This window comes from Rhizobium sp. USDA 3886 (genome assembly GCF_056279785.1).
Map to the genome: position 1 here is coordinate 1,285,470 of NZ_JBWCDC010000003.1, position 20,517 is coordinate 1,305,986.

At 60.0% G+C, this 20,517-nt stretch carries 21 protein-coding genes; 13 read left to right on the forward strand and 8 right to left on the reverse strand.

The features are described from left to right. Positions 1-60 precede the first annotated feature (60 nt). Together rhaS and ACZ9BX_RS29060 are read right to left on the reverse strand one after the other, a co-directional pair. A complete protein-coding gene (gene rhaS / locus ACZ9BX_RS29055) occupies positions 61-1,056 on the reverse strand; it encodes a rhamnose ABC transporter substrate-binding protein (protein WP_027510965.1) in 996 nt (331 codons plus the stop codon). 51 nt (positions 1,057-1,107) lie between these two features. Further along, a complete protein-coding gene (locus ACZ9BX_RS29060) occupies positions 1,108-1,920 on the reverse strand; it encodes a DeoR/GlpR family DNA-binding transcription regulator (protein WP_132563223.1) in 813 nt (270 codons plus the stop codon). A 195-nt stretch (positions 1,921-2,115) separates the two neighbouring features. Between ACZ9BX_RS29060 and ACZ9BX_RS29065 the strand changes: the two genes are divergently transcribed. Continuing rightward, positions 2,116-4,212: a bifunctional rhamnulose-1-phosphate aldolase/short-chain dehydrogenase gene (locus ACZ9BX_RS29065; protein ID WP_476221667.1), complete on the forward strand. Its 2,097-nt coding sequence runs from the start codon at positions 2,116-2,118 to the stop codon at positions 4,210-4,212. A 3-nt stretch (positions 4,213-4,215) separates the two neighbouring features. Here the strand turns inward: ACZ9BX_RS29065 and ACZ9BX_RS29070 are convergent, their stop codons facing one another. Next, the gene (locus ACZ9BX_RS29070) at positions 4,216-4,374 is read right to left on the reverse strand and encodes a YqaE/Pmp3 family membrane protein (RefSeq protein ID WP_037142322.1); all 159 of its coding nucleotides are present in this window, start codon (positions 4,372-4,374) and stop codon (positions 4,216-4,218) included. A gap of 80 nt (positions 4,375-4,454) precedes the next feature. Here ACZ9BX_RS29070 and rhaI point away from each other — a divergent pair, with 80 nt between their 5' ends. Beyond that, positions 4,455-5,747, forward strand: a complete 1,293-nt coding sequence (gene rhaI / locus ACZ9BX_RS29075; protein WP_476221669.1) for an L-rhamnose catabolism isomerase — start codon at positions 4,455-4,457, stop codon at positions 5,745-5,747. Positions 5,748-5,800: 53 nt separating this feature from the next. On the opposite strand, the gene ACZ9BX_RS29080 is transcribed toward rhaI, so the two are convergent. Beyond that, on the reverse strand, positions 5,801-6,259 hold the full coding sequence (locus ACZ9BX_RS29080; RefSeq protein WP_476221671.1) for a carboxymuconolactone decarboxylase family protein: 459 nt from the start codon (positions 6,257-6,259) through the stop codon (positions 5,801-5,803). Between the two features lie 112 nt (positions 6,260-6,371). On the opposite strand from ACZ9BX_RS29080, the gene ACZ9BX_RS29085 reads away from it, so the two are divergent. The 6 genes from ACZ9BX_RS29085 to ACZ9BX_RS29110 all read left to right on the forward strand — a co-directional run bounded on the left by ACZ9BX_RS29085 (position 6,372) and on the right by ACZ9BX_RS29110 (position 12,566). Next, the gene (locus ACZ9BX_RS29085; protein WP_476221672.1) at positions 6,372-7,247 is read left to right on the forward strand and encodes a sigma-70 family RNA polymerase sigma factor; all 876 of its coding nucleotides are present in this window, start codon (positions 6,372-6,374) and stop codon (positions 7,245-7,247) included. 162 nt (positions 7,248-7,409) lie between these two features. Further along, a complete protein-coding gene (locus tag ACZ9BX_RS29090) occupies positions 7,410-8,936 on the forward strand; it encodes an ABC transporter substrate-binding protein (RefSeq protein WP_476221674.1) in 1,527 nt (508 codons plus the stop codon). Between the two features lie 77 nt (positions 8,937-9,013). Continuing rightward, entirely contained in the window at positions 9,014-9,955 is a 942-nt protein-coding gene (locus ACZ9BX_RS29095) for an ABC transporter permease (protein ID WP_476221675.1), read from the forward strand. Then, a complete protein-coding gene (locus ACZ9BX_RS29100; RefSeq protein ID WP_476221677.1) occupies positions 9,955-10,824 on the forward strand; it encodes an ABC transporter permease in 870 nt (289 codons plus the stop codon). Before ACZ9BX_RS29095 ends, ACZ9BX_RS29100 begins: the two co-directional genes overlap by 1 nt. Then, complete coding sequence (locus ACZ9BX_RS29105) at positions 10,825-12,033, forward strand: amidohydrolase/deacetylase family metallohydrolase (RefSeq protein ID WP_476221678.1); 1,209 nt, start codon at positions 10,825-10,827, stop codon at positions 12,031-12,033. Between the two features lie 20 nt (positions 12,034-12,053). Continuing rightward, positions 12,054-12,566, forward strand: coding sequence for a RidA family protein (locus ACZ9BX_RS29110; RefSeq protein WP_476221679.1), 513 nt, complete (start codon positions 12,054-12,056; stop codon positions 12,564-12,566). 11 nt (positions 12,567-12,577) lie between these two features. On the opposite strand, the gene ACZ9BX_RS29115 is transcribed toward ACZ9BX_RS29110, so the two are convergent. Beyond that, complete coding sequence (locus tag ACZ9BX_RS29115) at positions 12,578-13,417, reverse strand: IclR family transcriptional regulator (RefSeq protein WP_132563239.1); 840 nt, start codon at positions 13,415-13,417, stop codon at positions 12,578-12,580. 102 nt (positions 13,418-13,519) lie between these two features. Here ACZ9BX_RS29115 and ACZ9BX_RS29120 point away from each other — a divergent pair, with 102 nt between their 5' ends. Together ACZ9BX_RS29120 and ACZ9BX_RS29125 are read left to right on the forward strand one after the other, a co-directional pair. Beyond that, entirely contained in the window at positions 13,520-14,716 is a 1,197-nt protein-coding gene (locus ACZ9BX_RS29120) for an aminotransferase class V-fold PLP-dependent enzyme (protein WP_476221680.1), read from the forward strand. Positions 14,717-14,752: 36 nt separating this feature from the next. Continuing rightward, positions 14,753-16,588 carry an ABC transporter ATP-binding protein gene (locus ACZ9BX_RS29125; RefSeq protein WP_476221682.1) on the forward strand — a complete coding sequence of 612 codons (1,836 nt, stop codon included), beginning with the start codon at positions 14,753-14,755 and terminating at the stop codon, positions 16,586-16,588. A 248-nt stretch (positions 16,589-16,836) separates the two neighbouring features. On the opposite strand, the gene ACZ9BX_RS29130 is transcribed toward ACZ9BX_RS29125, so the two are convergent. After that, the gene (locus tag ACZ9BX_RS29130) at positions 16,837-17,055 is read right to left on the reverse strand and encodes a hypothetical protein (RefSeq protein ID WP_476221683.1); all 219 of its coding nucleotides are present in this window, start codon (positions 17,053-17,055) and stop codon (positions 16,837-16,839) included. A gap of 130 nt (positions 17,056-17,185) precedes the next feature. Between ACZ9BX_RS29130 and ACZ9BX_RS29135 the strand changes: the two genes are divergently transcribed. Both ACZ9BX_RS29135 and ACZ9BX_RS29140 read left to right on the forward strand, forming a co-directional pair. Continuing rightward, the gene (locus tag ACZ9BX_RS29135; RefSeq protein WP_476221684.1) at positions 17,186-17,809 is read left to right on the forward strand and encodes a TetR/AcrR family transcriptional regulator; all 624 of its coding nucleotides are present in this window, start codon (positions 17,186-17,188) and stop codon (positions 17,807-17,809) included. 82 nt (positions 17,810-17,891) lie between these two features. After that, the gene (locus tag ACZ9BX_RS29140; RefSeq protein WP_476221686.1) at positions 17,892-18,080 is read left to right on the forward strand and encodes a hypothetical protein; all 189 of its coding nucleotides are present in this window, start codon (positions 17,892-17,894) and stop codon (positions 18,078-18,080) included. Here ACZ9BX_RS29140 and ACZ9BX_RS29145 read toward each other — a convergent pair. Beyond that, positions 18,077-18,514 (reverse strand): DUF1810 domain-containing protein, encoded by a 438-nt coding sequence (locus ACZ9BX_RS29145; protein WP_476221688.1) that lies wholly within the window; start codon positions 18,512-18,514, stop codon positions 18,077-18,079. The two genes, ACZ9BX_RS29140 and ACZ9BX_RS29145, sit on opposite strands and share 4 nt — an antisense overlap. 74 nt (positions 18,515-18,588) lie before the next feature. Further along, a complete protein-coding gene (locus ACZ9BX_RS29150; RefSeq protein WP_476221690.1) occupies positions 18,589-18,903 on the reverse strand; it encodes a hypothetical protein in 315 nt (104 codons plus the stop codon). 227 nt (positions 18,904-19,130) lie between these two features. Between ACZ9BX_RS29150 and ACZ9BX_RS29155 the strand changes: the two genes are divergently transcribed. Beyond that, positions 19,131-20,501 (forward strand): amidase, encoded by a 1,371-nt coding sequence (locus ACZ9BX_RS29155; protein ID WP_476221691.1) that lies wholly within the window; start codon positions 19,131-19,133, stop codon positions 20,499-20,501. Positions 20,502-20,517 lie beyond the last annotated feature (16 nt).

The window sequence follows — 20,517 nt, forward strand, 5'->3', positions numbered from 1 at the left end:
GTCGAATGAGAAATCCCGGCGGCCCTAAAGCCGCCGGGGCTTATGTATGACGGTTCGAGATCAGAAGACCTTGGAGAACTGGTCGATGTTCGAGGCGTTGTAGACGAACGGGTCTGCCATTGCGGCCTCGCCGTTGTCGCCAACCTTGATCTTGCCCATGCGGCCGGCTTCGATCTCGCTGCCCGGCTTGCCGTCGGTTTCACCCTTGACAAGGCGATAGGCAATCTGCGCGGCCGAATAGCCGAGGTCGATCGGGTTCCAGATGGCGAATTCCTTCGTCGCGCCCGACTTGATCGCACCGGCCATTTCGGACGGCAGACCGAGACCCGTGACATAGACCTTGCCGACGAGACCCTTGTCTTCGACGACCTTGGATGCCGCCAGAACGCCGACCGTCGTCGGAGCGACGATGACCTTGACGTTCGGGTTGGACTTCAAGAGGCCTTCGGCTTCGCGGTAGGACTTGTCCGAAAGATCGTCGCCGTAAACGGTGGTGACGAGGTTCAGGCCCGGGAAGTCCTTGAGCTGCTTCTTCATCTGGTCGATCCAGATGTTCTGGTTCGTCGAGGTGGTCGTTGCCGACAGGATCGCGAAATCGCCCTTGCCGCCGTCGAGGTGATCCTTGGCAAGCGTCAGGCACATCTTGCCTATCAGCTCGTTGGACGATGGGTTGAGCTGCAGGATGCGGCCTTCAGCGGCGACACCGGAATCCCAGGAAATGACCTTGATGCCGCGCTGCGTAGCCTTCTTCAAAGCCGGAACGACAGCGTCCGGGTCGTTCGCCGAAATCGCGATGGCATCGACGCCCTGTGCGATCAGCGAATTGATGACTTCGATCTGGCCTTCGGCCGTCGTCGAGGTCGGGCCGGTATAGATCACTTCGACACCGCCGAGCTCCTTGGCGGCTTCCTGGGCACCCTTGTTGGCCGCATCGAAGAAGCCGTTACCGAGCGACTTGACGACAAGACCGATCTTCATGTCGGCAGCACTTGCCGTGCCTGCCATCATGGCGACGGCGAGTGCGACGCCCACCGCGAGTTTCTTTGCGAGTTTCATGCTTTCATCCTCCCACGTTGATTAAGACTAACTACACCTGGCCGGCGCTTCTCAGGCGACCGACGAGGAATCCTCCTTCACCGATTGCAGGCCGGCGCTCGCGACGACGAGTCGGATGCCTGCATCCTCGATCATCTTGGCGGAATCGTCTTGGATGCCGTCGTCGGTGATGATCGTCGAAACACGGTCGAGCGGGCACAGAATGAGGCTCGACCGGCGGCGGAACTTGCTGGAATCGACCATGACGACGAGTTCGTCGGCCTGATGCATCAGCTTCTGTTCGCTTTGAATGATCTGCGCGTCGGCTTCCATGATGCCGAGCGGGCCGACGCCCTGAGCTCCGATGAAAAAACGGCGCGCATAGAAATTGCGGATGGCGTCATTGTCGAAGGGCGACAGGATGAGGCTCTGCTCGCGGTAGATTACGCCGCCCGGCACCGTCACCGTATTCTTGGAATGTTTTACCAAATGCTCGGCGATCGCGAAAGAATTCGTCATGACCTGCATGCGGTGCGCCGACATGAAGTGCACCATCTGGAAGGTCGTCGTGCCGCCATTGATGATGATTGCGTCGCCCGGGTCGCAAAGATCGACCGCGGCCCGCGCAATTGCGCGCTTTTTATCGATATTGACAGATTCTGAAACTCTGAAGGGGCGGCCCGCGAGATTTCCGAGCTGCGGCGGATGGACGGCCTCGGCGCCGCCGCGCACACGCCGGATCTTGCCCTGCACATGGAGAGCCGCAATGTCACGACGGATCGTAGCCTCGGAAGCCTCGGTCAATTCGGAAATATCCTGAATCGTGACGACCGATTTTTCCTGGACCGCGCTCAAGATGATGCGATGGCGTTCACGTTCGTGCATTTGGCTCCTCCCAGTCGCATTTATTTCGTATCCGGTAAAAGCTGTCAATCAAAAACGATCAAGAATCTTCATATTGCGCTGCACAATAATTGTTTTTGATCGTTTTCGATTGACAATGTGCGTTTTGTTGAGCGATACCGTCACCGAATAGGACGTGGATTTCGTCCGCGCATAAGGCACACAAGGGAGGATGACATGGCGGCCACCGTCCGGCTTCTTGAGAACCGTTGGGATAATTCTTACGCAGCAGGGCTCGATGAACCCGGCAAGCTGCTCTACCGCTCGAACCTGCTTGGCGCCGACAAGCGCATTACCAACTATGGTGGCGGCAATACCTCGGCCAAGGTGATGGAAACGGATCCGCTCACTGGCGATAAGGTCAAGGTTCTCTGGGTGAAGGGCTCCGGCGGCGACGTCGGCACCATCAAGCTCGATGGCTTTGCGACGCTCTATCAGGACAAGCTCGATTCGCTGAAAGGCATCTATAAGGGCGTCGAGGACGAAGACCGCATGGTCGGCTTCCTGCCGCATTGCACGTTCAACCTGAATTCCCGTGCCGCCTCGATCGATACGCCGCTGCATGGTTTCGTGCCCTTCACACATGTCGACCACATGCATCCAGACGCGATCATCGCAATCGCCGCATCCAAGAATTCCAAGGAACTGACGCAGCAGATATTCGGAAGCGACATCGGCTGGCTGCCCTGGCGCCGCCCGGGCTTCCAGCTCGGCCTCGATCTCGAAGCCTTCGTCAAGGCGAACCCGCATGCCAAGGGTGTCGTGCTCGAAAGCCACGGTCTCTTTACCTGGGCGAACGAGGCCAAGGCCTGCTATGAGCTGACGCTCGACATCATCAACAAAGCCATCGCCTGGTTCGCAGAAAAGACCGAGGGCAAGACGATCTTCCGCGGTGCTGCAACGCAGAGCCTGCCGCTTTCTGAACGCCGCGCGATTGCGGCCCGCTTGATGCCGGAAATCCGAGGCCGGATCGGAAAGCAAGAGCGCAAGCTCGGCCATTTCGACGATCAGGATGCCGTACTCGAATTCGTAAATTCGAAGAGCCTGCGTCCGCTGGGTGCACTCGGCACCAGCTGCCCGGATCACTTCCTGCGCACCAAGATTCGCCCGCTGATCATCGATTTTGACCCGGCAAGGCCGGATGTCGATGCGATCGTTGCCGGCCTCGACAAGGCGCTGGAGGACTATCGCGCCGACTACGCCCGTTATTACAACGACTGCAAGCACGATAATTCGCCCGCCATGCGCGATGCGAACCCGGTCATATTCCTTGTTCCCGGTGTCGGCATGTTCTCCTTTGCCCGCGACAAGGCAACCGCCCGCATCGCCAGCGAATTCTACGTCAATGCCATCAACGTGATGCGCGGCGCTTCCACAGTGTCGGAATATCAGGGCCTGCCGGAACAGGAAGCCTTCGATATCGAATACTGGCTGCTGGAAGAAGCCAAGCTGCAGCGCATGCCGAAGCCGAAGAGCCTTGCCGGCAAGGTGGCCTTTGTCACCGGCGGTGCCGGCGGCATCGGCCGGGCAACGGCGGCGCGTCTGGTAGGCGAGGGCGCCTGCGTGGTGCTTGCCGATATCGACCAGTCGGCACTGCAGGCGACCGAAGCCGACTTCGTGAAGAAGTACGGTGCGGATGCGGTTCGCACCGTAAAGCTCGACGTCACCAGGGAGGATGCTGTGGTCTCATCCTTTGGGGAATCCTGCGTCGAGTTCGGTGGCATCGACATCCTCGTTTCGAATGCCGGCATTGCGTCGTCGGCGCCGATCGAAAGCACCGAGCTTTCGATGTGGAACAAGAACATCGACATCCTGGCGACCGGCTATTTCCTCGTTTCGCGCGAAGCCTTCCGCCTGTTCCGCAGGCAGAGCCTCGGCGGCAATGTGGTCTTCGTCGCATCGAAGAACGGCCTCGCATCATCGCCGAACGCTGCTGCCTATTGCACGGCCAAGGCCGCCGAAATTCATCTCGCCCGCTGCCTGGCGCTCGAAGGCGCAGAAGCCGGCATTCGCGTCAATACGGTGAACCCCGATGCGGTGCTGCGCGGCTCGAAGATCTGGAACGGCGAGTGGCGCGAACAGCGCGCGGCTTCCTCGAAGATCGAAGTGGACGACCTTGAGGAACACTACCGCAAGCGTTCGATGCTGAAGCTCAACGTCTTCCCGGAAGATATTGCCGAGGCGATCTACTTTCTCGCGTCGGACCTTTCGGCAAAATCCACCGGCAACATCATCAACGTCGATGCCGGCAACGCACAGAGCTTCCCGCGCTAAGGGCTATTTCCGGAGGATCACCCATATTGCGTGGATGATCCCCGGGATGTAGCCGCAGAGCGTGAGCAATATATTGAGCCAGAAATGCAGGCCGAGCCCGACCTGCAGGAATACGCCGAGCGGCGGCAGGATGATCGCGAGAAGTATTCGGATGACGTCCACGAGCGCCTCTTTGGTGGGTGAGGAATGAAGCAATAGAACGCAGAACAGGGCCCCATGGTTCGCGTTTCAGGGAGGATTTGATGGCTGAGTTCAGGATTGCGCAGGATCTGATCGTCGAGGAAAACGACAAGAGGACAGCGGCGCTCAAGGCCGATTACGACGCGCTCGGTGCAAACCTTGCCCGCCGCGGCATAGACATCGACGCCATTACGAAAAAGGTCGCAGCGTTCTTCGTCGCTGTTCCCTCCTGGGGCGTGGGAACGGGTGGCACACGCTTTGCCCGCTTTCCCGGCACGGGCGAGCCGCGCGGCATCTTTGACAAGCTGGACGATTGCGCCGTCATTCATCAACTGACGCAGGCAACGCCGACCGTTTCCCTCCATATTCCCTGGGACAAGGCTGATGCCGGCGAGTTGAAGGCCAAAGGTGATGCGCTCGGCCTTAGCTTCGATGCAATGAATTCCAACACGTTCTCGGATGCGCCGGGCCAGAAATATTCCTATAAATATGGCTCGCTCAGCCATACGGACGCGGCGACGCGCCAGCAAGCCATCGAGCACAACCTCGAATGCATCGAGATCGGAAAGGCGATCGGCTCCAAGGCCCTGACGGTCTGGATCGGCGACGGGTCGAACTTCCCCGGCCAGAGCAGCTTCACCAAAGCTTTCGAACGCTACCTTGCCTCCATGGCGGATATCTACAAGGCGTTGCCGGAGGACTGGAAGCTGTTCTCCGAACACAAGATGTACGAGCCGGCCTTCTATTCGACGATCGTGCAGGACTGGGGCACCAACTATCTGATCGCTCAGACGCTCGGCCCCAAAGCGCAGTGCCTCGTGGACCTAGGTCACCATGCACCGAATACCAATATCGAGATGATCGTTGCCCGCCTGATCCAGTTCGGAAAGCTCGGCGGCTTCCACTTCAACGATTCGAAATATGGCGACGACGACCTCGACGCCGGTTCGATCGAGCCTTACCGTCTGTTCCTCGTCTTCAACGAACTGGTCGATGCCGAGCAACGGGGAGTAAATGGCTTCCATCCGGCGCACATGATCGATCAGTCGCACAATGTGACGGACCCGATCGAGAGCCTGATCAATAGCGCCAACGAAATCCGCCGCGCCTACGCGCAGGCCCTGATCGTCGACCGCGAGGCGCTTTCGGGCTATCAGGACGAGAATGACGCGCTGATGGCGACGGAAACGCTGAAGCGTGCTTACCGTGCCGATGTCGAGCCGATCCTTGCCGAAGCCCGCCGCCGCGCGGGCGGCGCCATTGACCCGATCGCGGCTTATCGCGCCAGCGGCTACAGGAAAAAGGTTTCCGCCGAACGCCCAGCCTCTGCGGCCGGCGGCGGCGGTATCATCTAGGCCTCCCGAGGCATCCGGGCCGCCGCTTCAACAGCGGCGGCCCGGTGGAAAACTCAAGGCTTCCATTCGCCGGCGATCTGACGTGTGGCGATGTTGAGCCGGTTCCAGACATTGATGTTGGCGATGGCGATGACGAGGGCCGCGAGGCTCTTGCCGTCGTAATGGCGTGCAGCCTCGTCCCAGATTTCGTCCGGTACCGGATCGGCACGGTCGCTGACGCGTGTGACGGCTTCCGTCAGTGCCAGGGCCGCGCGTTCAGCCTCGCTGAAATACGGCGTCTCACGCCAGGCAGATACGGTAAATAGGCGCTCGTCGGTCTCGCCGAGCTTGCGGGCAATGCGCGGATGACCGTCGACGCAGACGCCGCAGCCGTTGATCTGGCTGGCGCGCAGATTGACGAGTTCGAGCAGCTTTGGCGAAAGACCGGTCTTTTGAGGAATATTCCCGAAAGCGAGCAGCGCCTGCATGGCTTCGGGGATGACGACGGCCGGGTTTCCCATTCTCGATTGCATGATATGTCCCTTTCTGTGTTTCAGAAAATGACGCCGCCGGCCGCTTGTCTGTCACATGGACCGGAATTCGTTCGTCATGGTGTTGACGGAACGCGATGGAGGAATGTGACCGATGAACAAAAAAAAATTTTTAGCGGACGAATTCGAGGCGAACCGTGCGCACCTGAAGACTGTCGCCTACCGCATGCTCGGCTCGCGCGCGGAGGCGGAGGATGCGGTGCAGGAGGCGTGGCTCAGGCTCGGCCGCTCGGAGGTAAGCGAGATCGGTAATCTCGGCGGCTGGCTGACGACGGTTGTCGCGCGCATCTGCCTCGATATGCTGCGCTCCAGGAAGTCCCGGCGCGAAGAGTCGCTCGATCCGCCGGTCCATGAGAAGATCGCCGATACGGCGACGTTTGCCGACCCTGAGCGGGAGATCGTGCTGGCCGATTCCGTCGGCGCGGCGCTCCTGGTCGTGCTGGAACAGCTGGCCCCGGCAGAGCGCGTCGCCTTCGTCCTGCACGACATGTTCGATCTGCCTTTTGATGAGATAGCGCCGATCATCGGCCGCACGTCGGACGCAACCCGCCAGCTCGCAAGCCGCGCCCGCCGCCGCGTGCAGGGAAAGACCGATGTGTCCGAGACGGGCATCGAGCATAAGAAGGAGGTCGTCCGGGCTTTCCTTGCCGCTTCGCGCAACGGAAATTTCCAGGCATTGCTTGCCGTTCTTCATCCCGACGTTGTCTTCGCGCCTGATGCGGCGGCCGCTCGTTTCGGAGACGCCGGCGAATTGCGCGGCGCGCAGGCGGTTGCCACGACATTCAAAGGCAGGGCGCGCGGCGCGCTGCCGGCCTTCGTGGACGGCGGCTTCGGTTTCATCGTCCGCATAGAGGATCAGCTGCGCATCATCGTCAAAATCGGCTTCGATGGCGAGAAGATCGCCAGGATCGAGGCGATCGCAGATCCCGGCCATCTCGAGCAGATCCAATACCGGCTGTTCGACCAATAGGCCTGGCCAGCCAATGGTGAGAAGGCGCGCGCAGAGTCCTGCGCGCGCCTTCTCATTTCTGCACATAGCTCCACTTTCCCGGTTGACAGGATTACCTCGGTCGATACTCTATTATAAAGACTGATATAACATAATTGTGGAACAGCAAACTGGGAGCATGAAATGAAGACTCTAGTCGCATTCCTTCTTGGCACGGCACTCGTCGTCTTGCCGACCACGATGATGGCCCAGGAAAAAGGTGGCGTCATCAACGTCGCGACGATCGGCGAGCCGCCGACACTCGATCCGATGTCCTCGACTGCCGACCTCGTCGGCATCGTCACGCAGCATATCTTCGAAACGCTCTATACCTTCGACAAGAAATGGAACGTCACGCCGCTTCTGGCTGAGAGCCTGCCGGAGATCAGTGCGGACGGAAAGACCTATACGATCAAGCTGCGCACCGGCATCAAGTTCCACGACAACAGTGACATGACCTCGGAGGATGTCGTTGCATCGCTCACTCGCTGGACAAAGCTCGCCTCGCGCGGCAAGCAGGCTGTAGGCTTCATCGAAGCGGTCGCGGCAGTCGATCCTGAGACCATCAAGATCTCGCTGAAGCAGCCTTATGCGCCGCTGACCTCGCTGCTTGCCTTCAACAATTCAGCTGCAATCATCATTCCCTCCGAAAAGCAGGACGAGCCGATGAAGGACTTCATCGGAACCGGTCCGTACATGCTGAAAGAGCGCAAAGCCGACCAGTATATCCAGCTCGTTCGCTTCGACGGCTACAAGTCGCGCGACGGCGAGAGCGATGGCTATGGCGGCGCGCGCCATCAGTATCTCGATGAAATCCGCTTCGTTCCGGTGCCGGATCCGAACACCCGCGTTGAGGCTGCGGTCTCCGGCCAGTATGACTATGTCGATTCCATTCCGGTCGAATCCTTCGACAAGCTGAAGGCATCGACGGCCTCGCAGCCAATCATCCTGAAGCCCTTCGGCTATCCGGTCTTCGTCTTCAACACGAAGGAAGGCATTGCGAAGAATATCGAGGTCCGCAAAGCGATCCGCCAGGCGCTCAGCATGGAAGACATGATGGCCGCCGCCTTCGGCAGCGCGGATTTCTACACGCTGGATGGCGCTATATACCCGGAAGCCTATTCCTGGCACACGGATGCTGGCGTCGAAGGCAATTACAATGTTGCAAAGCCGGAAGAGGCTGCCGAAGCCTTGAAGAAGACTGGCTACAACGGCGAGCCGCTGCGCATCCTCACCAGCCGCCAATACGAGTTCCATTATAAGATGGCGCAAGTTGCGGCGGAATATCTGAAGCTCGCGGGTTTTACCGTCGATATGCAGGTCGTCGATTGGGCGACGCTGACGCAGCGCCGTGCCGATCCGAAGCTCTGGGATATCTACATCACCCACAGTCCCTTTCTGCCGGAGCCGGCGCTGATCGGTTCGCTATCGACCAGCTCGCCGGGCTGGTGGGATACGCCCGCCCGCAAGGCCGCTGTGGATGCCTTCACCTCCGAAGTCGATCCTGCCAAGCGCGTCGAGCTTTGGGCCAATGTCCAGAAAGCGATTTATGACGACGCGCCCTTCATGAAGATCGGCGACTTCAACGCCGTCTCGGCGGAATCGACCAAACTTGAAGGCGTCGACCCGGCCCCGTGGCCGTACTTCTGGAATGCTTCGATCAAGAAGTAAGGCCTGATCGCGGGATGCCGGCATTCGTTGCCGGTATCCTCTTCCATTGTGCCCCGCCGGGCATCGGGACAGACTTAATGATACGCTACATCCTCCAGCGCCTCTTCGGCATGATCGTCGTGATGTTCCTCGTAGTCACGATTGTCTTTGTCATCGTGCGCGTGACGCCAGGCGATCCGGCAGCCGTCATGCTAGGCCCTGATGCAACGCCTCAGGACGTCGTCGAGCTTCGCAGCCGGCTCGGGCTCGATCAGCCACTCCTGGTACAATATGTCTATTACATCGGACAGCTCCTGAGAGGCGACCTCGGGCAATCGATCTTCCTGAACATGCCAGTGACGGCAGCCCTTCTCGACCGCGCCGAGCCGACCTTCTTCCTGACGCTGTTTTCGCTTGCCATCGCCTGCATCATCGCGCTGCCGATCGGCATCTACGCCGCCTATCGCCGGGGCTCCTTCGTCGATCAGGCGGCTACGACGGCTGCGATGTTTGCGGCAAGCATTCCAAGCTTCTGGCTCGGCCTGATCTTGATGCAGTTCTTCGCCGTGCGCTTCAATTTCTTCCCGGTTTCGGGCTATGGCGGGCCGGGTGCGGGCTTCTTTGTGCGCATGTATCATCTGACACTGCCGGCCTTTGCGCTCGGTATCGTTTCCTCGGCGCTGATCTTGCGCTTCACACGCGCCTCCATGCTCGACGTGCTCGGCGACGACTATATCCGCACGGCGCGCGCCAAGGGCCTGATCGAGCGCCGCGTCATCCTCAAGCACGCGCTCAAAAACGCGCTGATACCGATCCTGACGGTTATCGGGCTGACGGCGGCGGTGCTGATTTCAGGCGCGGTTGTCACCGAAACGGTCTTCGGCCTTCCAGGTGTCGGCAATCTGGTCGTCTCGGCAGTCCTTCGCCGCGACTATCCGGTTATTCAAGGCGCGCTGCTCATCATTGCAGCGCTCTATGTGCTGATCAATTTTGCGATCGACATGCTCTATCTTCTGATCGATCCGAGGGTGCGTTACTAATGGTCGATATTGCCGCAAGACCCGCGAAGAGCGAAGGCAGCAAGTTCATCCGCCGGTTCCTGAAGCGCAAGACCGTCGCATTCGGCGTGCTGGTTCTTACGATCTTCGTACTGTTGGCGATCTTTGCGCCATGGCTCACCCCTTACTCGCCCTCCAAGCTTTCGATCGTCAACCGGCTGAAGCCGCCGAGCGAGATATTCTTCTTTGGAACGGACGAATTCGGCCGCGACGTTTTTTCGCGAACGATCTTTGCGGGGCGCCTGTCACTGCTCGTCGGTGCTGCCGTCGTCGTACTCTCGGCATTGATCGGCGTGACCCTCGGTCTGCTCGCCGGCTTTTTCAAGCAATTCGACACGCCGATCGCCCGGCTGATCGACGCGATGATGGCCTTTCCGGACATTCTGTTGGCGATCGCGCTGGTCGCGGCCCTTGGACCGTCTTTGACAACAGTCATCGTCGCGTTGTCGATCGTTTATTCGCCGCGCCTGGCGCGTATCGTCCGCGCGTCGACGCTGGTCATTCGTGAACTGCCTTACGTTGAGGCGGCGCAGGCGCTTGGAATTTCGACCTTTCACATCATGACCCGGCATGTGTTGCGCAATCTGCTCTCGCCGATCCTGGTGCAGGGGACCTTCCTCTTTGCCAGCGCCATGCTGGCCGAGGCCGGGCTTTCCTTCCTCGGTCTCGGCGTCAGCCCGGAAATTCCGACCTGGGGAACGATGATCGCCGCCGGCCGCCAATATATCGGCCAGGCCGACTGGATGACGCTGTTTCCGGGCGTCGCCATCATCCTTTCCGTGCTCTCGCTGCAGATGGTCGGCGACGGGCTGCGCGACATGCTCGATCCAAAACTTCGAAAGGACCTTTGAATGACTGGGGATAAAGCGAGCAAACCGCTCCTCCTCGCCAATGTGAAGCCGATGGCCTTCGGTGCTGTGAGCCCAGGTGCCACCATCGACATCCTGGTCGGTGGCGATGGCAAGATCGCACAGGTCGGTCCACAGCTCTCCGTCTCCCAGGACGCGGTCCGCGTCGATGGTCAGGGCGCCTGGATTTCGCCGGGCTGGGTAGATCTGCATGTTCATATCTGGCATGGCGGTACGGATATCTCGATCCGTCCGTCCGAATGCGGCGCGGAGCGCGGCGTAACGACGCTGGTCGATGCGGGCTCTGCCGGTGAAGCCAATTTCCACGGCTTCCGGGAATATATCATCGAACCGTCTCGCGAACGCATCAAGGCCTTCCTGAACCTCGGTTCGATCGGTCTCGTTGCCTGCAACCGCGTCGCCGAACTGCGCGACATCCGTGACATCGACCTTGACCGCATCCTTGAATGCTATGCCGAAAACAGCGACCATATCGTCGGCATCAAGGTGCGCGCCAGCCACGTCATCACCGGTTCATGGGGTGTGACGCCGGTCAAGCTGGGCAAGAAGATCTCCAAGATCCTCAAGGTTCCGATGATGGTGCATGTCGGCGAGCCGCCGGCGCTTTACGATGAGGTGCTGGAGATACTCGGTCCTGGCGACGTCATCACTCACTGCTTCAACGGCAAGGCCGGTTCGAGCATCACGGAAGACGAGGACCTTTTCAATCTCGCGGAGCGTTGCGCGGGCGAGGGCATCCGCCTCGACATCGGCCATGGCGGCGCCTCCTTCTCCTTTAAAGTCGCGGAAGCAGCAATCAAGCGCGGCCTCTTGCCCTTCTCGATCTCGACGGACCTGCATGGCCATTCGATGAACTTTCCGGTCTGGGATCTGGCGACGACCATGTCGAAGCTGTTGTCCGTCGGCATGCCCTTCGACAAGGTGGTGGAAGCCGTCACGCATGCGCCCGCCTCCGTCATCAAGCTTTCGATGGAAGATCGGCTTGCCGTCGGCCAGCGCGCCGATTTCACGATCTTCGATCTTGTCGATTCCGATATCGAAGCGACCGATTCCAACGGCGACGTTTCCGTCCTTAAGACGCTGTTCGAGCCCCGCTATGCGGTGATCGGCGGCGAGGCGATTGCCGCAAGCCGTTACATTCCGCGGGCCCGCAGGCTCGTGCGCCACAGCCACGGTTATTCCTACCGCTAAGAGCCAGAACAGAAATTCGCATGACAGGAGTTTGCGTGAACACCTCTCCAGCTACCGCCAAGCCGGCAAGCTCGCCTTATGAAAGGCTCGCCGCGCTCGGTATCGAACTCCCACCCGCGCCGCCGCCGATCGCCCATTTCGTGACGCATGTACAGGAAGGCAATATTCTCTACCTCTCCGGCCAGGGGCCGCGCGAGGCCGACGGCTTCCTGTATTCGGGAAAGGTCGGCGCCGAAATCAGCATCGATGATGCCTACAAACATGCACGGCTGACCGGCATCAATCTCCTTGCCGTCATGCATGACGCGCTTGGCGATCTCTCACGGGTGAAACGTGTCGTGAAACTGCTTGGCATGGTCAACGCCGTGCCCCAGTTTGGAGACCATCCGAGCGTCATCAACGGATGCTCGGATCTCTTCGTCGACGTCTTTGGAGAAGAGACCGGCAGTCATGCCCGTTCGGCGGTCGGATTCGGCTCGCTGCCCGGTAACATCACGGTCGAAATCGAGGCGATCGTCGCCTTGCGCGATTGAGGAAGGAAAGCCTAGTGGTTGCGCCAGCCCATGATCTTTTCGATGCGTTCGGCCGATGCGCGCACATGCGCGGTATAGCGGTTTTCGTCGGAAAAAGCCTTCTGTTCGGGAAGGACAATGGAAATGGTCGCGACGCACTGACCATTGCCGTCACAGATCGGCGAGGCGATGCAGGCAACTGCATAGTCGGACTCACCAGCCTGGATCGACAGACGGGACTGGAACGCCGCACCGGCGGCGGCGGAAAGCACGCCAGGGTCCATCTGGGCGCGGCCGGTCGGCGAAGATTTGGCGCAGCGCTTGAAAAGTTCGACGCGCTCCTCTTCCGGCAGATGGCCGACAAGCAGGCGGCCGGATGCGGTCCAGTTCAGCGGAACGCGGGTACCGACGCGCGAGGCGACTTGGAAATGACTCGGACCGTCGGCCATGGCGAGAACGAGCATATAGTCGCCGTCGCGGCCGCAAACCTGAACGGTTTCGCCCGCTTCACGGCAAAGATCGTGCATCTCATGCGTCGCGACACTCATAAAATCCAACGATCGTGCGTAGGCCAGGCCGTAGTGGTAGAGCCGCGAGCCGAGCCAGATCGTGCCATCGCCATTGCGCGTCAGCATGTTCTTTTCGACCAGATCGTCGACGATGACGTAAACGGTCGAAAGCGGCGCCTTCACCGCCTTGGCGATTGCATAGACCCCCGTCGGGGAGCCGGTTTCGTAAAGGTAATCAATCACCTGCAGCGCGCGGTCGATGCCGCTTACCCGCGAGCGGCGCGCGCCTCTGCCACCCGTCTCTTCAACAGGGGCCTCGTTTTCGGAGTAAACTATTGATGATGTCTTGCCGTCCAATTCCACGTTCCTCGCATGCGGGCATGAGTCTATTACATTACTATGGCATAGCTGCCGTGGGTGCAAGTTGCAATACTCGCCACCTCGCCACCAATTCTGGAGATACACATGTCTGATGACATTCGCACGTCGATCGGCCTTCGTCCGGTCATCAACGTTTCCGGCACGATGACCAGCCTCGGCGCATCGATCGTCGTTCCCGAGGCAATCGCGGCAATGTCGTCGATCCTGCCGCAGTTTGTCGAAATCAACGATCTGCAGCGCAAGGCAAGCGTTGTCATCGCCCGGTTGACGGGCGCGGAAGCCGGCTTCGTGACGGCATCCTGCTCGGCTGGCATTTCGCTGGGTGTTGCGGGCACTATGACCGGCAACAACCTTCTTGCGATCGAGAAACTGCCGGATGTCGCGCCGGAAAAAAACGAGGTGCTCGTGCAGATGGGCCATGTGGTGAGCTATGGCGCACCGGTCGACCAGGCGATCCGCCTTGCTGGCGCCAAGGTGGTGCTGGTCGGCCAGGCGACGTCGACGCACCGTTTCCACATGGAAAATGCGATCACCGAAAAAACCGCCGCAGCCGTCTATGTCGTTTCACACCATGTCGTCGACTACGGCCTTCTGAACCTCAAGGAATTCGTCGAGATCGCCCATGCCAAGGGCGTGCCGGTCATCGTCGATGCAGCATCCGAATACGACCTGCGGATTTTCCTGGAGCAGGGTGCGGATGTCGCGCTTTATTCCGGTCACAAGTTTCTGGGTGGCCCGACCTCCGGCATCGTCGCTGGCAGGAAGGAACTGGTGCGCAACGCCTTCCTGCAGAACATGGGCATCGGCCGCGGGATGAAGGTCGGCAAGGAAAGCATCTTCGGCGTCATGGCGGCCCTGGAGGCGTGGGAAAAGCGTGACCACGCCGGCATCCGCGAGCGCGAGGCAGGCTACCTCGATCTCTGGAGGCAGACGCTGGAGGGTCGTCCCGGCGTGACCGCACTGATCGAGCCCGATCCGACCAACAATCCGCTCGACCGCATGCGCGTCATCCTGAAACCGGAGGAAGCTCACATCACCGCCTGGGATATGGCCGACGCTCTGGCGCGCGGGACGCCGCCGATCATCGTGCGCGACCACGAGGTCGAGCATCAGTATTTTTATCTCGATCCCTGCAACCTGCACCCAGGCCAGGAAAAGCTCGTTGCGATCCGCTTGGTCGAAGAACTGGACAAGGCGCGAGCCTCCAACGAGATCATTGCAACGCCTATCGAAAACCGCAGCAAGCGCCGCTTTGATGGTGTGTTGCGCTGGCCGGACTGATTTTTTCGGCTTTCTGGCATCTAAAAGGAACCGAACATGGCAAGCTTTCAGGCGCAGACGATCCAGCACACAGAACCCGTTCTCTCCGTCGAGAACCTGACGACATCGTTTCTGGTCGACGGCGGATGGAAGCCTGTCGTTTGCGATGTTTCCTTTAGTGTAGCGCCGGGCGAAACGGTCGCGATTGTCGGCGAATCCGGCTCCGGCAAGAGCGTCACATCGTTGTCGATCATGCGGCTGCTGCAGCCGGATACGAGCCGGATCGAAGGCAAGATTATGCTTGGTGGCCGCAATCTGCTGGCGCTTCCGGAGAACGCCATGCGGCAGGTGCGCGGCAATGACGTGGCGATGATCTTTCAAGAGCCGATGACGAGCCTCAACCCGCTCTTTACGATCGGCGACCAGATTTCTGAAGCATTGCTTTGCCATTCGGCGATGTCGAGGGCAGAGGCGCGGGCCGAAACGGTCCGGCTTCTGGAAAAGGTCCGCATTCCTTCCGCCGCCTCGCGTTTCGATGAATATCCGCATCGTTTCTCCGGCGGCATGCGCCAGCGCGTGATGATCGCCATGGCGCTTGCCTCCAAGCCGAGGCTCCTGATCGCCGACGAACCGACCACCGCGCTTGACGTCACCATCCAGGGGCAAATCCTCGATCTCATCAAGATGCTGCAGGATGAGGAAGGAACCTCCGTTCTCTTCATCACTCACGACATGGGCGTCGTCGCCGAAATCGCCGACAGAACCGTGGTGATGTATCGCGGCGAGCAGGTGGAAACCGGTCCAACGGCCGACATCTTCCATCGCGGCCGGCATCCTTATACGCGCGCGCTGCTTTCCGCCGTTCCGGTGCTGGGCTCGATGCGCGGACACGAAAGACCGCTGCGCTTCCCCGTCGTCAATGTGGCGACGGGCGAATCGGACATACCGGTGGAAGTCGGCGATACGGTTGCTGCTTCATCGAGACCCATTCTGGAGGTGAGGAACCTCAGCAAGCGCTTCGACATCCATTCGGGTCTCTTCGGCCGCCTGACGGGGCGGGTGCATGCGGTCGAAAATGTCTCTTTCGATCTCTATGCCGGCGAGACGCTGTCTTTGGTCGGCGAATCCGGTTGCGGAAAATCGACGACCGGTCGCGCCATCATGCGGCTGATCGAGCCGCAGAGCGGGTCGGTGAAGGCGGACGGCAGGGATGTGCTGGCGCTTGACAAGAACGGCATGCGCGAGATGCGCAAGACCGTTCAGATGATCTTTCAGGATCCCTTTGCCAGCCTCAATCCGCGTATCCGCGTCGGCGCAGCAATCGCCGAACCTTATCTGGAACACAAGATGGGAACGGCAAAGCAGGCAAAGGAAAAAGTCGCCGACCTTTTGGAAAAGGTCGGCCTTTCAGCCGACATGGCGTCGCGCTTTCCGCACGAGTTCTCCGGCGGCCAGCGCCAGCGCATCTGCATTGCCCGAGCGCTGGCGCTCGATCCGAAGGTCATTGTCGCCGACGAAAGCGTCTCGGCCCTCGACGTCTCGATCAAGGCGCAGGTCATCAACCTGATGCTCGACCTGCAGCAGAGTCTCAACCTTGCCTTCCTGTTCATCTCGCATGACATGGCCGTCGTTGAACGCGTCAGCCACCGTGTTGCCGTCATGTATCTGGGCGCGATCGTTGAGATTGGACCACGTGCTGCTGTTTTCGGCAATCCGCAGCATCCCTATACGCAGAAGCTGATGTTCGCCGTCCCAGTGCCCGATCCGGACCGGCGGCGTGAGAAGCGGGCGGCTGCCAATGACGAAATCAAAAGCCCAATCCGGCCGGTGGATTACGAGATCGTGCCGCTGGAGTACCACGAGGTCTCGCCCGGGCATCTGGTAGCGATGTAGGTCAGGCCCCTAAATCAATTGATGCTGAGCACCAATGACTGCGGCAGCCTTTGCAAGCCCCTTGTCGCGGGTGAGTCCATAATGGAGGGCGACGGCCATATGCAACGCGTCGCCCGAGCCCCGGCCAGTGTCATGAGGTCGGAAAGTCGGGCGGCTTGTGCTGCGCCGATGGTGGCGCAAAAACAGCGAAAGCCGCCGTTGGGGGAGGCGGCGGCTCTCGCACGGGGCAGGGAAATGTCCCCGGGAAGTCAGCAGAAGCAGGAAACCGTCGTCGGGTTCACGCCGGCGCGATTGGTGATCGCGTTGATAAAGCCGCCGACTTTGGCGGTATTCTTCTCACGTTTGCCGGCTGCCGTCTCCAGGAGTTGCCTGAAATCGTCAAGCTTCACGCCATCGGCGCGCATCACCATGGCGATCAGCGGGTCGCGAAGGGCTTCGGATATCGTGAGGTCACTGGTCTTTCTCATGGTTCGTCCTCCTTTCGTGGGCAGTCGCCCGTGTTCCGCTGATACCGCGCCAGCCCTCTCGGCATTGACTTGTACGATCAGCGGTGTTACCGGTAAGTAACAATGCATTTGTTACCGATCGGTCACATTGATGTCAAGGACTTCGTCCGTAAAAAAATCCCAAACTTCGCATGAAATCTCCCACGTGCTGACAGACGTGAAAATCCCGCCGAGGGAGCGTATCGTCTCGACGGCTTCGGAATTGTTCCGCGAGCATGGCATCCGCGGCATCGGCGTCGATGCGATTGCCGATGCGGCGCTCACCAACAAGATGACGCTCTACCGGCATTTCGGCTCGAAGGACGAGCTCGTCTGTGAGACGCTGCGCCGCGCCTCTGAAAAGGCCGAAGCGATCTGGCGTGATCTCGAGGTGGCGCATCCGGGCAACCCACGGGCGCAGCTCGACGCGTGGGTTCAGGCGCGGGCCGAGTGTCTGAATGGCGAGCCGGCCGGTTGCGATCTTGCCAATGCGGCAATTGAACTGAAGGGCGAGGGACACCCCGCCCAGGAGGTGATCGAACGCCACAAGGCCGAGCAGCGTCAGCGCCTTGAAAAACTCTGTTCCTCCGCTGGGGCTCGCGAGCCCCAGCTTCTTGCCGATACTTTGACACTTCTTTTGGAAGGCGCCCGCGTTACCCGGCAGGCGATGGGCAGCGACGGTTGCTGCAGCCACTTTTCAAAAGCCTGCAAAGCGGCAATTGCATCACTCTGCTAACCTAACGGCGGTGTCGGAACCTTCCATTTTTGAGTTCGTTTTCCCACTTGATGGGGAAGGCAATATCGGAGGTGGTAAAGATATGAACTACACCTATCTCCATCGTCTGTATGCCAAGCGCGCTGAGCTGGAAGCCAAGCTCGAGCTCCATGATGCGCGCAATTGTTTTGGCGAGGAAGAACTTGAGGACGGCACGCGATCCGACCTGCGCGAGCGCCTCAATGAAATCTCCGAAGAGATTGCAGCGCTGGAACGCTCTCCCGGCAGCTAAGCTGCGGCATTGAGGATTTCGATCGTCCGCTCGTCGAAGTCTCCCCCATAGAAACGATCGATTGCTTCATGAAACGGTGAGCGTTGGTCGCTGACGGCTGCAAAAAGCGTCAGTGAAGAGCGAAGCTTGAGATCGTCCGGGGACCCGAGAATGTCGTGCGCCGTGCGGTCTTTGACCGAGAGGATCGCTTGGACGCAGCGAATGAGCCGGCCACCCAGAATGGGATCTGCCACATAGGCGGCAGCCTCCTCGGCGGAGCGGATTGCATATCTCTCAGCCATCGCCGATGAGCCAAGCCCGGCGATCTGCGGGAAGATGAACCACATCCAATGCGAACGCTTCCGGCCTGACCTCAGTTCTTCCAGCGCCTGATCATAAATGCCGTTCTGTGCATTGATGAAGCGCTCGAGATTGTAATCGATCTCACCGGCCATGGCTTCTTTTCCTTCCTGTCCTTAACGCATTGAAGGTGGCAGATTTCCACGCCCAGCAAGCAAGGTCGATCCGGTCAGCAGCTCTTTTCAGCGTATGGAGTGTATTCGCGGCAATGGTCCAAGCTGTTGTGAGGCGACGTAACAGGTTGAGGCGCAGCAATAGCACCGGTCACCTCAGGCGATACAGAAGAACTGAGATGCGCGGTCAATCCGGCAACGCCGAGAAGGACCAAGGCGCCGACGACAAGCATCCGTTCACCCAAAGTGAGCTTCTGCGCGTTGAGATGTTGCACATAACCCAGCTCACCTTCGCCGGCGGCCTCGTCATGCTTTGCGTGGTGCGCCACCATATCATTGCGGCTCGGGTTCAAAATATCGTGATGCGTCATTTTTATTACTCCTGCGGCACAGCAGGACCGGGCGGATCAAAATAAGATGGCCGGTGGGGTTCCTGCGCGTCGGGTGCATGTGGTCTTCCAAGGGGCAGAGTTGAAGAGCCGATCTGCAAACTCACTGTTCAGAAAATCGGACCAATCGCGGATGCCGCCTAAACAGGCTGGTCCGCGGCGGCGATCCGCGATAGGTCAAGGGAGACGATGCTTTTGCGGATTCTCCCATGACCAAGCCATTCGGCGCGATGACTGTCGCGCAACTCTCGGTTCTCATTCAGAGCGGCGCTGCTGATCCGGTCGAGATCGTGCGGTCGATCTTCGAGGGCATAGATAAACACCCGGACAAGGCGATCTTCACGGTGCTTTTGAAGGAGCGCGCCGTCGAAGAGGCGCGTGCCTCGTCACGTCGTATTCGCGACGGCCGCTCGCTCGGCGCGCTCGACGGAATTCCGATTGCGTGGAAGGATCTCTTCGATATCGAAGGCCTTGCAACGACGGCCGGATCGAAAGTGCTGACGAGCGCTGCGCCGACGGCGAGCGATGCGGCGATCGTTACAGCGCTGAAGCGGGCCGGAATGATTTCGGTGGGGCGAACGAATATGAGCGAATTCGCCTTTTCGGGTCTCGGCATCAATCCGCATTACGGCACGCCGCAGAACCCCCATGGCATCGATGTGCCGCGCATCCCGGGTGGCTCCTCTTCAGGGGCGGCCGTGGCTGTCGCTGCCGGCCTCGTGCCGGTCGCGATGGGAACCGATACCGGAGGGTCGGTCCGTATCCCGGCAGCCCTTAACGGCATCGCGGGCTACAAGGCAACGCGCGGCCGCTATACCATGGATGGCGTCTTTCCCCTTGCAAGGAGCCTGGATTCGCTTGGCCCGCTCTGCCGGACGGTCAAGGATGCCGTCTGGATCGATGCTGCCATGCACGGCCTGACCGCATCTAAGGTGTGTGCCCGCCCGCTGAAAGGCATTGAGATTGCCATTCCCCAAAATGTGGTCTTCGACGGCGTGGAGCACGGTGTCGCGGCTGCCTTCGATGCGGCGGTAGAACGGCTGGCGAAGGCCGGCGCCATCATCAGCCGCATGGCGATGCCCGCTTTCGACGAAATATTGGCTTCGATGGCCCGGTGCGGAGCGCTGGTCACCGCCGAAGCGTTCGCGCTGCATCGCGAACGCCTGGCTGGACCGGAGGCTGCGGATATGGATCGTCGCGTCGTCATCCGCACGCGCCTTGGCGAGAAGACCGCAATGCCGGATTATATTGCGATCCTTGACCTTCGCGCGCGGCTCATCGCTGAAAGCGAGCGGCTGATCGGCGACAGGCTGCTTGCATTCCCGTCCGTCGCCCACGTGGCGCCGCCGATCGCGCCTCTGGAGACGGATGACGATCTTTTCGTTGCGACGAATGCCAAAACGCTGCGCAATACGGCACTCGGCAATTTCCTTGACTGGTGTGGCGTCTCGATCCCCTGCGGCACCGGTGATGCCGGGATGCCGGTCGGATTCTTATTGTCGGCCCCGGCCAATCGCGACGAGGCTCTGCTTGGTGCGGCACTTTCTGCGGAAGCCCTCATTCGCGGAGATTTCGTTTGAAGCATCAAGGCTTTGT

What these genes read in the sequence shown, in the direction of transcription:
- ACZ9BX_RS29095 (WP_476221675.1), top strand. Translation starts at nt 9,014, where the DNA reads ATGATACGCTACATCCTCCAGCGCCTCTTCGGCATGATCGTCGTGATG.
- ACZ9BX_RS29145 (WP_476221688.1), bottom strand. Translation starts at nt 18,514, where the DNA reads ATGGCCGGTGAGATCGATTACAATCTCGAGCGCTTCATCAATGCACAG.
- ACZ9BX_RS29125 (WP_476221682.1), top strand. Translation starts at nt 14,753, where the DNA reads ATGGCAAGCTTTCAGGCGCAGACGATCCAGCACACAGAACCCGTTCTC.
- ACZ9BX_RS29140 (WP_476221686.1), top strand. Translation starts at nt 17,892, where the DNA reads ATGAACTACACCTATCTCCATCGTCTGTATGCCAAGCGCGCTGAGCTG.
- rhaS (WP_027510965.1), bottom strand. Translation starts at nt 1,056, where the DNA reads ATGAAACTCGCAAAGAAACTCGCGGTGGGCGTCGCACTCGCCGTCGCC.
- rhaI (WP_476221669.1), top strand. Translation starts at nt 4,455, where the DNA reads ATGGCTGAGTTCAGGATTGCGCAGGATCTGATCGTCGAGGAAAACGAC.
- ACZ9BX_RS29110 (WP_476221679.1), top strand. Translation starts at nt 12,054, where the DNA reads ATGACAGGAGTTTGCGTGAACACCTCTCCAGCTACCGCCAAGCCGGCA.
- ACZ9BX_RS29060 (WP_132563223.1), bottom strand. Translation starts at nt 1,920, where the DNA reads ATGCACGAACGTGAACGCCATCGCATCATCTTGAGCGCGGTCCAGGAA.
- ACZ9BX_RS29065 (WP_476221667.1), top strand. Translation starts at nt 2,116, where the DNA reads ATGGCGGCCACCGTCCGGCTTCTTGAGAACCGTTGGGATAATTCTTAC.
- ACZ9BX_RS29090 (WP_476221674.1), top strand. Translation starts at nt 7,410, where the DNA reads ATGAAGACTCTAGTCGCATTCCTTCTTGGCACGGCACTCGTCGTCTTG.
- ACZ9BX_RS29080 (WP_476221671.1), bottom strand. Translation starts at nt 6,259, where the DNA reads ATGCAATCGAGAATGGGAAACCCGGCCGTCGTCATCCCCGAAGCCATG.
- ACZ9BX_RS29150 (WP_476221690.1), bottom strand. Translation starts at nt 18,903, where the DNA reads ATGACGCATCACGATATTTTGAACCCGAGCCGCAATGATATGGTGGCG.
- ACZ9BX_RS29105 (WP_476221678.1), top strand. Translation starts at nt 10,825, where the DNA reads ATGACTGGGGATAAAGCGAGCAAACCGCTCCTCCTCGCCAATGTGAAG.
- ACZ9BX_RS29120 (WP_476221680.1), top strand. Translation starts at nt 13,520, where the DNA reads ATGTCTGATGACATTCGCACGTCGATCGGCCTTCGTCCGGTCATCAAC.
- ACZ9BX_RS29135 (WP_476221684.1), top strand. Translation starts at nt 17,186, where the DNA reads ATGTCAAGGACTTCGTCCGTAAAAAAATCCCAAACTTCGCATGAAATC.
- ACZ9BX_RS29100 (WP_476221677.1), top strand. Translation starts at nt 9,955, where the DNA reads ATGGTCGATATTGCCGCAAGACCCGCGAAGAGCGAAGGCAGCAAGTTC.
- ACZ9BX_RS29155 (WP_476221691.1), top strand. Translation starts at nt 19,131, where the DNA reads ATGACCAAGCCATTCGGCGCGATGACTGTCGCGCAACTCTCGGTTCTC.
- ACZ9BX_RS29130 (WP_476221683.1), bottom strand. Translation starts at nt 17,055, where the DNA reads ATGAGAAAGACCAGTGACCTCACGATATCCGAAGCCCTTCGCGACCCG.
- ACZ9BX_RS29085 (WP_476221672.1), top strand. Translation starts at nt 6,372, where the DNA reads ATGAACAAAAAAAAATTTTTAGCGGACGAATTCGAGGCGAACCGTGCG.